13 protein-coding genes are annotated in these 13,135 nt (G+C 64.9%); 7 read left to right on the forward strand and 6 right to left on the reverse strand.

The features are described 5' to 3' along the window. From K0P03_RS05770 to K0P03_RS05780, 3 genes are all read left to right on the forward strand, one after another. Positions 1–450 (forward strand): DNA polymerase III subunit chi, encoded by a 450-nt coding sequence (locus K0P03_RS05770; protein WP_023512333.1) that lies wholly within the window; start codon positions 1–3, stop codon positions 448–450. 53 nt (positions 451–503) lie between these two features. Then, complete coding sequence (locus K0P03_RS05775; protein WP_272789111.1) at positions 504–905, forward strand: MarR family winged helix-turn-helix transcriptional regulator; 402 nt, start codon at positions 504–506, stop codon at positions 903–905. 89 nt (positions 906–994) lie between these two features. Continuing rightward, entirely contained in the window at positions 995–2,290 is a 1,296-nt protein-coding gene (locus tag K0P03_RS05780) for an MFS transporter (RefSeq protein WP_272789112.1), read from the forward strand. 50 nt (positions 2,291–2,340) lie between these two features. Here K0P03_RS05780 and K0P03_RS05785 read toward each other — a convergent pair whose 3' ends face one another. After that, the gene (locus K0P03_RS05785; RefSeq protein WP_272789113.1) at positions 2,341–3,267 is read right to left on the reverse strand and encodes a Gfo/Idh/MocA family protein; all 927 of its coding nucleotides are present in this window, start codon (positions 3,265–3,267) and stop codon (positions 2,341–2,343) included. A 247-nt stretch (positions 3,268–3,514) separates the two neighbouring features. On the opposite strand from K0P03_RS05785, the gene K0P03_RS05790 reads away from it, so the two are divergent. The 3 genes from K0P03_RS05790 to K0P03_RS05800 all read left to right on the forward strand — a co-directional run bounded on the left by K0P03_RS05790 (position 3,515) and on the right by K0P03_RS05800 (position 6,361). Then, positions 3,515–4,090, forward strand: coding sequence for a TRAP transporter small permease subunit (locus K0P03_RS05790; RefSeq protein ID WP_050742904.1), 576 nt, complete (start codon positions 3,515–3,517; stop codon positions 4,088–4,090). After that, positions 4,087–5,880 carry a TRAP transporter large permease gene (locus K0P03_RS05795; protein ID WP_023516230.1) on the forward strand — a complete coding sequence of 598 codons (1,794 nt, stop codon included), beginning with the start codon at positions 4,087–4,089 and terminating at the stop codon, positions 5,878–5,880. Before K0P03_RS05790 ends, K0P03_RS05795 begins: the two co-directional genes overlap by 4 nt. Before the next feature lie 106 nt (positions 5,881–5,986). Beyond that, a complete protein-coding gene (locus K0P03_RS05800; protein WP_272789114.1) occupies positions 5,987–6,361 on the forward strand; it encodes a VOC family protein in 375 nt (124 codons plus the stop codon). Between the two features lie 81 nt (positions 6,362–6,442). Here K0P03_RS05800 and K0P03_RS05805 read toward each other — a convergent pair whose 3' ends face one another. Continuing rightward, positions 6,443–7,549, reverse strand: coding sequence for a TRAP transporter substrate-binding protein (locus tag K0P03_RS05805; protein WP_023516232.1), 1,107 nt, complete (start codon positions 7,547–7,549; stop codon positions 6,443–6,445). 249 nt (positions 7,550–7,798) lie between these two features. On the opposite strand from K0P03_RS05805, the gene K0P03_RS05810 reads away from it, so the two are divergent. After that, positions 7,799–8,641: a GNAT family N-acetyltransferase gene (locus K0P03_RS05810; RefSeq protein WP_053190670.1), complete on the forward strand. Its 843-nt coding sequence runs from the start codon at positions 7,799–7,801 to the stop codon at positions 8,639–8,641. A gap of 6 nt (positions 8,642–8,647) precedes the next feature. Here the strand turns inward: K0P03_RS05810 and K0P03_RS05815 are convergent, their stop codons facing one another. The 4 genes from K0P03_RS05815 to K0P03_RS05830 all read right to left on the reverse strand — a co-directional run bounded on the left by K0P03_RS05815 (position 8,648) and on the right by K0P03_RS05830 (position 13,112). Next, positions 8,648–9,475, reverse strand: coding sequence for a polysaccharide deacetylase family protein (locus K0P03_RS05815; protein ID WP_272789115.1), 828 nt, complete (start codon positions 9,473–9,475; stop codon positions 8,648–8,650). Positions 9,476–9,561: 86 nt separating this feature from the next. Then, positions 9,562–11,448 carry an ABC-F family ATP-binding cassette domain-containing protein gene (locus K0P03_RS05820; protein ID WP_023516344.1) on the reverse strand — a complete coding sequence of 629 codons (1,887 nt, stop codon included), beginning with the start codon at positions 11,446–11,448 and terminating at the stop codon, positions 9,562–9,564. A gap of 106 nt (positions 11,449–11,554) precedes the next feature. After that, a complete protein-coding gene (locus K0P03_RS05825; RefSeq protein WP_272789116.1) occupies positions 11,555–12,634 on the reverse strand; it encodes a GGDEF domain-containing protein in 1,080 nt (359 codons plus the stop codon). A gap of 193 nt (positions 12,635–12,827) precedes the next feature. Further along, positions 12,828–13,112: a hypothetical protein gene (locus tag K0P03_RS05830; RefSeq protein ID WP_023515476.1), complete on the reverse strand. Its 285-nt coding sequence runs from the start codon at positions 13,110–13,112 to the stop codon at positions 12,828–12,830. Positions 13,113–13,135: the final 23 nt, after the last annotated feature.

The raw sequence follows: 13,135 nt of genomic DNA on the forward strand, positions 1-13,135 counted from the left end.
GTGAGCGAAGTCCTCTTCTACCACCTGACCGAATCGAAGCTCGAGGATGCGCTGCCGCCGCTCGTCGACAAGAGCCTCGAGCGCGGCTGGCGCGTCGTCGTGCAGACCGGCGATGCGGAGCGCCGCGATGCGCTCGACACACATCTTTGGACCTTCCGCGAGGACAGTTTCCTGCCGCATGGCACCGACGAGCAGGCCTTTCCCGCCGAGCAGCCGGTGCTGCTGACCACCGCATTCGACAATGCGAACGGCGCGACGGTGCGCTTCCTCGTCGCCGGTGCCGCGCCGCCGCCGCTCGATGCCTATGAACGCGTCATCTTCATGTTCGACGGCTACGACCAGGCCGAGGTGGAAACGGCGCGCGAACACTGGAAACGCCTGAAAGGCGAGGGGCACCAGCTCACCTACTGGCAGCAGAACAGCGACGGCCGCTGGATGAAGAAGGCCTGACCGCGTTGCGGCAGGCCTTGCTTCCGGGAGTTTATGGGTATATACCCGAAAAAATGTCCAGGGATCTCTGTCACTGCATCGTGCTGCGCAAGGCCTCGCGACGGGTCTCGTCCTACTATGACGAGGCGCTGGCGCCGCTGGGGGTGAACATCGCGCAGTTCAGCCTGCTCCGAAACATCCATCGCATGGCGCCCGTCTCGCTGACGGATCTCGGTACGCGCGTCGAGCTCGACCGGTCGACGGTCGGCCGCAACGCCAAGGTGCTGGAGCGCATGGGGCTGATTGCGATCCAGCCCGGCAAGGACCAGCGCGAGGCGGTTCTGACCATCGCAGAACCCGGCCACGCGGTGCTGCGGGAAGGTGCGCCGCTGTGGGATGGCGTGCAGGACGCGATCGAAGCCCGCTTGGGTCCCGACGGTACGGAACGGCTGCGGGAACTGCTCGCGGCGCTCTGAGTTTTTGGCTTGAAAGGGGTATATGCCCGCTAATGAGGGCATATACCCGAAAATCGCGCTGCATAGCGCAGGTGGGAAGGGATTTACGGATGTTCTCGACAGGCGTCGCCCGCTGGATGGCCGGCCGCAATCTTCACTACGGCTGGATGGTGGCCGCGACCACCTTCCTCACCATGCTGGCCACCGCCGGCGCGATGGGCTCGGCCGGTGTCATGATCCAGCCTCTGCACGAGGAGTTCGGCTGGGACATTGCCGACATCTCCTCGGCCATGGCCGTGCGGCTGGTGCTCTTCGGCCTGCTCGGCCCGTTCGCCGCCGCCTTCATGAACCATTTCGGCATCCGCCAGGTGGTGTCGACGGCGCTCGCCCTCATCATGGGCGGCATCGTCGCCTCCTTCTTCATGACGAAGGTCTGGCAGCTCCTGCTGCTCTGGGGCGTCGTCGTCGGGTTCGGCACCGGCATGACGGCGCTGGTGCTGGGTGCGACTGTCGCCGCGCGCTGGTTCGCGAAACGCCGCGGCCTCGTCGTCGGCCTGATGACGGCAAGCAGCGCCACCGGACAGCTCGTTTTCCTGCCGCTGCTCGCGGCGCTTACGGACGCCTATGGCTGGCGCGCGGCCCTGACGCTCGCCGTCGCCGTCATCGCCGCGGCCATGGTGCTCGTCCTTCTCCTGATGCGCGATCATCCCGCCGATCTCGGCCTGCCCGCCTATGGCGAGACGGCGGTCGTCCGTCCGCCGAAGCAGGATCACAATCTTCGCGCCACGCTGCTTGCGCCGCTCGTCACGCTGAAGAGCGTTTCCGGCAACGCGGTGTTCTGGGTGCTGTTCGGCACGTTTTTCGTCTGCGGCCTCTCGACCAATGGCCTCATCCAGACGCACTGGATTTCGATCTGCGGTGATTTCGGCATGGCGGCGGTCACGGCGGCCGGCACGCTTGCCGTCATCGGCATCTTCGATTTCTTCGGCACCGTCTTTGCCGGCTGGCTCTCCGACCGCTACGACAACCGCCTCCTGCTCTTTTGGTTCTACGGGCTGCGCGGCCTCTCGCTGCTCTACCTGTCCTTTTCCGGTTTCAGCGTGGTGGAGCTGTCGGTCTTCGCCGTCTTCTACGGCCTCGACTGGGTTGCCACCGTGCCGCCGACCGTCAAGCTTGCGGCGGAGAATTTCGGCCGCGAAAAGGCCGGCCTCGTTTTCGGCTGGGTCTTTGCCGGCCACCAGCTCGGTGCGGCAACGGCGGCTTTCGGTGCCGGCTACCTTAAGAGCGACTACGACACCTACATGCCTGCGCTGCAGATCGCCGGCCTGATGTGCCTTCTTGCGGCGCTTTCTGTCCTGTTCCTCAAGCGTCCCGATCCGGCCCCGCTCGCCACGCAGGCGGGGTGACGAAGCCCTGACGGGGAAGGCCCGCCGGGAGGCGGGCCTTTGCATGCAGGCTAATCGTAGAACATGTCGACGAACTTGCGCCGCCCGAGCATGAAGGCGTCGGCGACGTGGCGAAGCGGCGCGAGATCGACGTCCGATTGCCCGGTCTTCACCAGGTCGGCGAAGCGCCTGTAGAGCGTCGGATATTCCTGTTCCGGCTCGTCATGCACCAGCTTGCCGTCGACGGAGAGCTTTGCGCCGCCCTCCGACAGGACCATCTCGCCCGCCTCGGTCTGCGCAATGATGTCCCAGCTCTGCTTGCCGGTCTGCCGCCAGTCGAATTCGGCGGCGAGGTCGAGACCCCTGGCGTCGGTGAAGGTCATCGCGGCGGCGATCGGCGCATCGCGATTCTCCGGGAACTCCAGCGTGGCCGCGGTGATGAAGACCGGGCGCGGCAGGATATGGGTGACGATGGAGAGCGCGTTGATGCCCGGATCGAAGACGCCGAGGCCGCCAGCCTGCCAGATCCATTCCTGGTTCGGATGCCAGTGGCGCACGTCCTCCTTCCAGATCACCCGCATGGAACGGATCGTCGTGCCGGCGAGGAAGGCCCTGGCCGCCTCGACGGCCGGTGCGTAACGCGAATGCCAGCTGGCAAAGAGTGACAGGCCCTTCGATGCCGCCAGTGCCTCGAGGTCGGCGACTTCGGAGAGCGTCGCGCCCGGCGGCTTTTCCAGGAAGACGTGTTTTCCGGCCGAAAGTGCCTTTTCCGCCGCCTCGTAGCGATATTGCGGCGGCATGCAAAGCGAGACGGCATCGATGGCGGGCACTTTGGCCAGCATCCCGTCGATCGACTTGAAATTGTCGATTCCATCGACCGTGCCGTGGCGGCTCGCCGCCGCGATCAGCTTGTAGTCGGCATTCTTCGCGACGGCCGGAAGATGCTGGTCGCGCACGATCTTGCCGACGCCGACGATTGCGAGATTGATCGGGGACATGGCTCCGCCCTTATTTGTATGATGATTTGGCGCTGTTGTAGCAGAACCGCCGAAGGGGGCAAGGGCGCGGTTGCGCCCATATCTGCCTATCGTTTGTGCAATGCGGCCGAAGCCGTATTCGCCTTTCGTCTAATGCAGGCCCTCAGGCCGGGAAAACCGGGCCGCGGACTTGAAACGAGCCTTGAAATCGGCACTCTGGCTGTGCTTGGCACCAAAGCAATAACATACCAAGCGGGGAGGAGTTCTCATGAAAGCGCTGCTGGCCTTCAGCCGGCTCATCGACGTGATCACGGAAAATATCGGGAAGGCCGTTGGCTGGCTGATCCTGATCGCCGTGCTCGTCAGTGCCGGAAATGCCATCGTCCGAAAGGTCTTCAACACATCGTCCAACGCCTGGCTCGAGGCGCAATGGTATCTGTTCGGCGGCGCCTTCATGCTCGCCGCCGCCTACACACTGTCCCAGAACGAGCACATCCGCATCGACGTGGTTTACGGCAAGTTCTCGCGCCGGGTGCAGCACTGGATCGACCTGCTCGGCCATTGCCTCTTCCTGATGCCCTTCGTGCTGCTGATGGTCTATTTCCTCGTGCCCTATGTGCTGATGTCCTATCGCTCTGGCGAGGGCTCTTCCAGCGCCGGCGGCCTCATCGTCTGGCCGGCGAAGGCGATTCTCCTCGGCGGCTTCCTGCTGCTGGCCTTCCAGGGTGTCTCCGAGATCATCAAGAAGATCGCCATCATGCGCGGCGACATGGAGGACCCGACGCCCTACGTGCCGACGCACGCGCCGCTCGATACGTCCGTCGCAGGGGAGAAGGGCGCATGATCGAGTTCATTGCGGAAAATCTCGCGCCGATCATGTTCATGTCGCTGATCGTGTTCCTGCTGCTTGGCTACCCGGTGGCATTCGCGCTCGCGGCGAACGGCCTGCTCTTCTTCGTCATCGGCGTGGAACTCGCGCCGTTTTCCGACACGATCAACCTCTCCTGGCCGCTTCTCAACGCGATGCCGGAGCGGCTCTGGGGGGTGATGTCGAACGACACGTTGCTCGCCATCCCCTTCTTCACCTTCATGGGGATCGTGCTGGAGAAATCCGGCATGGCCGAGGACCTGCTCGACACGATCGGCCAGCTCTTCGGGCCGATCCGCGGCGGTCTTGCCTATGCGGTCATCTTCGTGGGCGCGCTGCTTGCCGCCACCACCGGCGTCGTCGCCGCCTCGGTCATCGCGATGGGCCTCATCTCGCTGCCGATCATGCTGCGCTACGGCTATGACCGGTCCATCGCCTCGGGCGTCATCGCGGCCTCCGGCACGCTGGCGCAGATCATCCCGCCGTCGCTCGTCCTCATCGTGCTCGCCGACCAGCTCGGCCGCTCGGTCGGTGACATGTATGCCGGTGCGCTCATTCCGGGTCTGGTGCTGACCGGGCTCTATATGGGCTACATCCTGCTGATGACCTTCCTGAAGCGGGACTCGATGCCGGCGCTGCCGCTGGAGGCGCGTTCTCTCGGCTCGGGCGTGACGTCGCTCGCCATCGCGCTCGCCGTCGCGGCTGGTTTTGCCTATGCGGCGCATATCTATCTCTATCCGACGCAGGGCGAAAACGCCGACATTCTCGGCGGCACCGTCGGCGTCATCTTCATCTACATCGTGGCGGTGGCGGACAAGACGCTCAACATCAACATGATGTCGCGGCTGGCCCAGCAGGTCATCATCGTGCTGATCCCGCCGCTGGCGCTGATCTTCCTCGTGCTTGGCACGATCTTCCTCGGCATTGCGACGCCGACGGAAGGCGGCGCCATGGGCGCTGTCGGCGCCCTCGCCATGGCGGCGGCCAAGGGCCGGCTTTCCCTGGAGGTCATCCGCTCGGCGCTGACGGCCACAACCCGGCTTTCGGCCTTCGTCTTGTTCATCCTCATCGGTGCGCGCGTCTTCTCGCTCACCTTCTACGGCGTGAACGGGCACCTGTGGGTCGAGCACCTGCTGGTCTCGATGCCGGGCGGCGAGACGGGCTTCCTGATCGCGGTGAACGTGCTGGTCTTCTTCCTGGCGTTCTTCCTCGATTTCTTCGAGCTCGCCTTCATCATCGTGCCGCTGCTCGCGCCGGCCGCCGACAAGCTCGGCATCGACCTCATCTGGTTCGGCGTGCTGCTCGGCATCAACATGCAGACGAGCTTCATGCATCCGCCCTTCGGCTTTGCGCTGTTCTACCTGCGCTCGGTCGCGGCCAAGGTGCCCTATCTCGACAAGGTGACCGGCAAGGTGACCCAGCCGGTTACGACGGGGCAGATCTACTGGGGCGCCGTGCCCTTCGTCGGTATCCAGATCCTCATGGTGGCGCTCACCATCCTCTTCCCGGGCATGGTCATGCACTACAAGGGTGAGGGCAGCGGCGTCGATCCGGCGACCATCAAGATCGAGGTGCCCGGCTTCGGTGGCAGCGACGGCGGCCTGCCCGGCCTGACACTGCCCGACAATGGCGGCGGCCTCGGCCTGCCGGGCGGCCTGCAGCTTCCCGCCGGCAATCCGCTGGAAGGCGGCGAGCAGAAGCCGGCCGAGCAGGGCGGAGAGCAGAAGCCCGCCACGGACCTGTCGAGCCCGCCGTCCTTCAACTGACGGGAACGACCGGGAGACGGACATGGGAACCGCCTGCAGCCAACGGGTTGCAGGCGGTTTTTCTTTTCCGCATTCTGCTTCCGCGGATGCCACGGGAGGAGTGTCGATGCGCTTTGTGAACCCCATCCCCTTCGTCCGCGATATCGTGCGTTCGAAGGCGTTCTACCGGGACAGGCTCGGGCTCGTGGTGCGGGAGGATTTCGGAAGCTTCGTGCTCTTCGAGACGGGGTTTGCCCTCCATGAGGGGCCGGCATTGGAAGAGACGATCTGGCAGGAGGCCTCCCCGGGAGACGAGCCCTACGGACGGCGGAACCTGCTGCTCTACTTCGAACACGAGGATGTCGATGCGGCATTCGACGCCATCGCGCCGCATGTGGACCTGATCCATCCGGTCGAGCGGCAGGCCTGGGGGCAGCGTGTATTCCGCTTCTACGATCCCGACAGGCATGCGGTCGAGATCGGCGAGCCGCAGACCCTGTGAGGTTATGGCCATGGTCTTGTGGCAAAGAAAAACCCCGGAGCATCGCTGCTCCGGGGTTTCTGCATCCCTATTCCGGCAGGCTTACAGCTTGTTGCTGCGCTGCTGGATCATCATGAAGGTGTCGTAGTTGTATTCGGCGATCTGGGCGTTGAGGTAGTACTCGCCGCGGAAGGCCTTGATCGATTCCCAGATCTTCTTGAAGGTCGGGTTCGAGGCTTCCATCTCGGCATAGACCTCGTTGGCGGCGTCGAAGCAGGCCGAGAGGATTTCCTGGCTGAACGGGCTGAGCTTCGCGCCGGCGGCGACGAGGCGCTTGATGGCCGAGGGGTTCAGGTAGTCGTATTTCTGCAGCATGTTCGCGTCAGTCGCCTGGCAGGCCGTGCGCAGCAGCGACTGGTAGGCCTTCGGCAGGCCGTCGAAGGCCGCCTTGTTGAACATGGCATGCACCGTCGGGCCACCTTCCCACCAGCCGGGATAGTAGTAGTAGGGCGCGACCTTGTAGAAGCCGAGCTTCTCGTCGTCATAGGGGCCGACCCATTCTGCGGCGTCGATCGTGCCCTTTTCGAGCGAGGGATAGATGTCGCCGCCAGCGATCTGCTGCGGCACGACGCCGAGCTTCTCGACGACCTTGCCGGCAAAACCGCCGATGCGCATCTTCAGGCCCTGCATGTCGGCGACAGTCTTGATTTCCTTGCGGAACCAGCCGCCCATCTGCACGCCAGTATTGCCGCCGGGGAAGCCGACGAGGCCCTGGGTGGCGAGGAATTCGTTGAAGAGGTCGATACCGCCGCCATGGTACTGCCAGGCGTTCATGCCGCGGGCGTTGAGCGCGAAGGGCACGGCCGCGCCAAGCGCCCAGACCGGGTCCTTGCCCCAGTAATAGTAGGAAACGGTGTGTGCGGCCTCGACGGTGCCGGCGGACGCAGCATCGGCGGCCTGCAGGCCGGGCACGATTTCACCGGCGGCGAAAACCTGGATCTGGAAGTTGCCGTCCGTCGCTTCGGAGACGTATTTCGACAGCACTTCGGCGCCGCCATAGATCGTGTCGAGCGATTTGGGGAACGAGGAGGCGAGGCGCCAGTTGATCTTGGGATTGCTCTGCGCGATGGCCGGGGCCGCAAGCACGGTGGCGGCCGCACCGCCCACGCCGGCAACACCGGCCTTCTTCATGAATGAACGACGATCCATAGTTTTCCTCCCAATGGCGAGCGGTGGTTTTTCCGCCCTTTGTCATCGTCGGAAACCTAACCATGTCGGCAAGGGGGTTTCAAGCCGAGGTGGGGAAGAAGGTGAAAGCCTCTTCTACAACTTTCGTCTTAGACGGCGATTCTCCGCTATCTGCCTGTTTTTTGAGCTTTTCCGGCGGTTTTCCGCAAGGTTGACAGCCTCTCGCGCGGTTGAAAGATTGAGCGCGGAGCATGGGATGGAAGGCACGGCATGGATATCGAGATTCGCAGGGCCTATCGCGACGAGCTGGTCGACATCCTGGAGCGGGCTGCCGCAGAAGGGTGGAACCCGGGCCTTGGCGATGCCGCGCCGTTCTGGGCGGCGGACCCCGAAGGCTATCTCGTCGCCGAAGCGGACAAGCGCGTCGTGGGTACGATCTCGCTCGTGCGCTACGGTGCGGACTATGCCTTTCTCGGCTTTTACATCGTGGATCCGCAGGTGCGCGGGCAGGGCGTCGGCCTGCGCCTCTGGAATGCGGCGATGGATCTGGCCGGCGGCCGCCTGGTCGGCCTCGATGGGGTCGTCACCCAGCAGGAGAATTACCGCCGATCCGGCTTTGCCTACGCCCACGCCAATATCCGCCACGGGGGCCGGGTGGAGAGCGCCATGCCGACGGATTCGCGGCTGACGCCGGTCTCGCCCGTCCACATGCCGCTGATCGTCGACTACGACGCGCGCTTTACTCCGGCGCGCCGCGAGGCATTCCTGCGCGAATGGCTGAAGGAGCAGGAGACGCGCCAGAGCGTGGCGCTGCTGCACGGCACCGGCATTTCCGGCTACGGCACGATCCGCGCCAGCCGGGAGGGCTTCAAGATCGGCCCGCTGTTCTCCGACACCGATGTTGGCGCCGAGGTGATCTTCCGGGCGCTGGTCGCAAGCGTCGGTGGCGGGGAGATTTTTCTCGACATCCCTGCGCCCAATGCCGAGGCGAAGGCGCTTTGCGTGCGCCATGGTCTTTCGCCGGTCTTCGAGACCGCGCGCATGTACCGGGGCGCGGCGCCGGACCTGCCGCTCGGACACATCTACGGGATCACGAGCTTCGAGCTCGGCTGAGCGACCTTACCGGTCTGCCAGGGCGAGCAGTTGCGGTTCCGTGCCGCCCTTGTGGCGCAGCGTCACCACCGAATAGCCTTCCGCCTTTAGCTGCGCGAGCAGCGAGGGCAGCACGGCAGCGGTCCGCTTGTGGATGTCGTGCATCAGGATGATGCCGCGGCCGCGCTTGCGCAGGCCCTGCATGGTGCGGCTGGCGACGGAGGCGGGCGTCACCTTGAAGTAATCCTTCGAATCGACATCCATGTCCATGATGATGGTGCCGCGACGGGATACGGCGCTGCGCAGCGCGGACGTATCCGCGAGATAGGGGAAGCGGAAGAAATCCGGCTGGCGCGCGGTGGCGCGTTCCACGGCCTTCTCGCCCTTGCGGATTTCCGCCATGGCCGCCTCGAAGGCGAGATAGCGCAGATTGGCATGGCGATAGGTGTGGCTGCCGACGGTATGGCCGCGCGCCACAACCTTGCGGGCGATTGCCGGATAGGCGTCGGCCATCTGGCCGACCATCAGGAAGGTCGCCTTCACGCCATAGCTGTCGAGCGTGTCGAGGATCGCTTCGGTGCGGCCGGGCACGGGGCCGTCGTCGAAGGTCAGCACAACCTCCTTGTGCTTCAGCTTCAGGTCGCCGAGCGAGGCGACAGCGAGTGTGCGCCCGGCAAGGCCTGTTCGCCCGGCCCAGCGAGCCGGCGACATCGGCACGGGATCATCCGCGTCGAGCTTCTTCGTCGTCTCGGCCTCGGCAAAGGCGGTCTGGGTGGACGAGCGCGGCTTCGTCGTGTTGCAGCCGGCAAGAACGGAGAGGGCCGCCAGGGCGGCAAGAAGCAGGCGGCAACGCATCGGGAGCACTCGCAAGGCAATGATCTTGCGAGAACTTTTGTCAAATCATGGTTAATGAAGCGTTGCGCGGCCGGAAGGAAGGCGCGTTACCCGGCCATCGCCTCCTCATATTCCGCCGAAAGCTCCAGCCACTGTTCCTCGGCATCGTTGAGCTTGTCGGCTGCCATCGAGCGCAGCTTGGCCTTCTCCGCGGCCTTGGCCGGGCTCTTCTCGTAGAGCGCGGGATCTGCAAGCTCCACGTCAAGAAGCTGAATCTGCTTCTGCAGCTTTGCCGTCAGCGATTCGATTTCATTGATCTTTTTCTTCAGCGGGGCGAACTGCGCGCGCCGGTCCGCATTCGCCTTGCGCAGATCCGCCTTGCTGGTCTCGCCGCCGTTCGGGGTGGACTTGTCCTTGTCGTCCCTCTTGCCGGACTGGACGATGAGGCTGCGATATTCCTCCATGTCGCCGTCGAAGGTTTTTACCGTGCCGTTGTTGACCAGCCAGAGCCGGTCGACGGTCGCCTCGATGAGATGCCGGTCATGCGAGATGAGGATGACGGCGCCCTCATAGTCGTTCAGCGCCTCGATCAGCGCACGACGGCTGTCGATGTCGAGATGGTTGGTCGGCTCGTCGAGGATGAGCAGGTTCGGCGCGTCGAAGGCCGCAAGCCCCATCAGAAGGCGCGCCTTCTCGCCGCCCGAGAGATCCTTGGCGGCGGTCGACATCTTTTCCGTCGCAAGCCCCATCTGGGCAACGCGGGCGCGCACCTTCGCTTCCGGTGCCTCCGGCATCAGCCGGCGCACATGTTCGACCGGCGACTGGTCCGGAATGAGGTCGTCGAGCTGGTGCTGCGCGAAGAAGCCGATCTTCAGGCCCGGCGCGCGCTTCACCGCGCCCGATTCGGCCTCCAGCCGGCCGGAAATGAACTTGGCGAAGGTCGACTTGCCGTTGCCGTTCGAGCCGAGCAGGGCGATGCGATCGTCGTTGTCGATGCGAAGGTTGATCTGCTTGAGGATCGGCTTGCCCGGCACATAACCGACCGTGCCGCCCTCGATCGCGACGATCGGCGAGGCCGGCTGTTTCTCCGGCTCGGGGAAGGTGATCGGCTGTACATGCGTCTCGACGACGGCGGCGACCGTGCCCATGCGCTCCAGCGCCTTGACGCGGCTCTGCGCCTGCTTGGCCTTGGTCGCCTTGGCCTTGAAGCGGTCGATGAAGCTCTGCAGGTGTTTGCGCGCGGCCTCGTTCTTGGTCTTGGCCTTCATCTGCAGTTCGTCGGCCTCGGCCTTCTGGCGCTCGAACTGGTCGTAGGAGCCGCGGTAGAAGGTGAGCTTCTGCTGGTCGAGATGCACGATGGCGTTGACGGCGGTGTTGAGCAGGTCCCGGTCGTGGCTGATGATGATGACCGTGTGCGGATAACGCCGCACATAGTCCTCCAGCCAGAGCGTGCCTTCGAGGTCGAGATAGTTGGTCGGTTCGTCGAGCAGCAGGAGGTCCGGCTCGGAGAACAGCACGGCCGCCAACGCCACGCGCATGCGCCAGCCGCCGGAAAAGCTCTTTGCCGGACGCTGCTGCGCCTCATGGTCGAAGCCGAGGCCTGCGAGGATGCTCGCTGCGCGCGCTTCCGCCGAATGGGCGCCGATATCGCCGAGGCGCGTCTGGATTTCGGCGATGCGGTGCGGGTCGGTCGCGGTTTCCGCCTCCTTCAGGAGGCTTGCGCGCTCCTTGTCGGCGGCGAGCACGATCTCGATCAGCGAATCGTCCGTGCCCGGCGCCTCCTGGGCCACCTGGCCGATGCGCGCGTTCTTCGGCAGCGAAATGCTGCCGGCCTCGGAGGCGAGCTGGCCGGTGATGACGCGGAACAGCGTCGACTTGCCGGTGCCGTTGCGGCCGACAAGACCCACCTTCACCCCGCTCGGCAGCGAAAGGGAGGCGTTGTCGATGAGGAGACGCCCGGCAACGCGGGCGGTGAGGCCGGAAATCGTGATCATGCCGGGTCTATAGAGCAATTTCCGCAAAAGTGCGAAGCGGTTTTGTGCCCGGAATTGCACCAAAAGGGACAGTCTGTTGGGGAACGATGCTCGCGTGCCGGCGGTGTCAGGCGGCCGCGCCGCCGCGATAGCCCCGGCCGGCCCGGTCGGAGACTTCCGCCGAGTAGATTCTCAGCGCAATGCCGGCGTCGCCCGCATAGGCGAGTGCCTGCTCCGCCTGGTCGTAGAACACGGCTGGCGACGCGGCCGCATCGCTCATCGAGACGCCGGCCGTCAGCGTCAGGAAGCCGGCGGGCAGTTCGCGGTCCATGAAGGGGAAGGGCTTTTCCGCGACGCGCACGGCAATGCGCCGGGCGATCGTCACGGCGATCTCGCGGCTGACATCCGGCAGCAGCAGGCAGAAGACATCCGGCCCGGTGCGCGCGACGAAATCACCCTTCTTGACCGAGCGGCGGAAGATGGCGGCAAGCCGCTTCAGCGTCTTTTCCGCAGCGCCCGCGGGATGGGTCTCGGCAAATTCCTTGAGCTGCTCGACGCGGAACATCAGCAGGCCGGCGGTCCCGCTCGCCGCCTCGGTCTGGTAGAAGGCCTTCAGCCGGCCGAGCAGGGCGGCATGATTGCCAAGGCCGGTCACGGGATCGTGGGTCAGCGCCTCGCGGCTGACGGAAAGACCCGAGCGCAGTCCGTCGAGATGGGCCTGCAGGTCCTCTATGCGCGCGGTAGCCGAGCGATCGGCGCCGAGGATGTCGCGCAGGATCGACAGGAGCCGGACCGTATCGCTGGAGAAATCGGAAATGCCGAGCACCGGGTCCTTGCGCATGCGGGCGGCGATTTCCTCCAGCTCCTGCAGGGCGACCGCGCGGTTGCGCCGGCTGGCTTCCGCCGCCGCCGAGATTTCGGTGAGCACCCGCACGGCCTCGCCTGCCGCCTGGCCGGCGGCGAGCACGTTGTGGCTGGGTAGGGAGTGGCGCAGCGCGATCGAATCGAGCGCCGCCTGTTCCGGTGTCTTGCCGAGCGCCGCGATCTCGCGCGCCACGCTCGCATTGCCGTTCAGCGCCTCGAACAGCAGTTCATAGTTCCGCGGCAGGCCGGCGATGCCGAGATTGGCCATCACATGTGCGATGCGCGCCGTGATCGGCGGAACGGCGGGCTGCGTGTTCGGGGTGGTGCTGTCTTTGCTGCTCATGAAACGCCGTCGGGTGCTGCGCGGGCGGGCGCCGGCGCGGGAAGGGATCGATCGGCGTAACTATCGGATTGCGCGGTTAATTTTGCGTGTGCTGAAGAAAGATTCAGGCCAAAGTTGATAATGCGCAAGACGGAAGGGGCGGTGTGCGGCGGCATCCTGTGGACGCCGCCGCACGAGGGTATGGTTCAGAACCTCATGCCGTTCGGCGGGTAAGCGGGATCACCCGCATCACCTGTCCGATCACGGTCGAGCGGGCCGGTTCCTTGGTGCGGGGCGCGCGATTTTGCTGGAGTTCGCGCATCGCCGCCGCATATCCCTCCGCGCGCGCTTCCTGCAGCGCCACGTCAAGGGTCTTCTCGATCACCGGATAGCACTCCTCCGGCAGATAGGCATTCGGGGCGTCCGTGCCGTAAACCCGTGCCATCTTGCAAAGCGTACTGCCGAGCAGGGCTGCCCACTCTTCGGTCGTTCTTGCCATTTTTCTTCCCTCTTTCAGGAGAG

It is taken from the genome of Shinella sp. HY16 (genome assembly GCF_028534175.1).
Classification (GTDB): Bacteria; Pseudomonadota; Alphaproteobacteria; order Rhizobiales; family Rhizobiaceae; genus Shinella.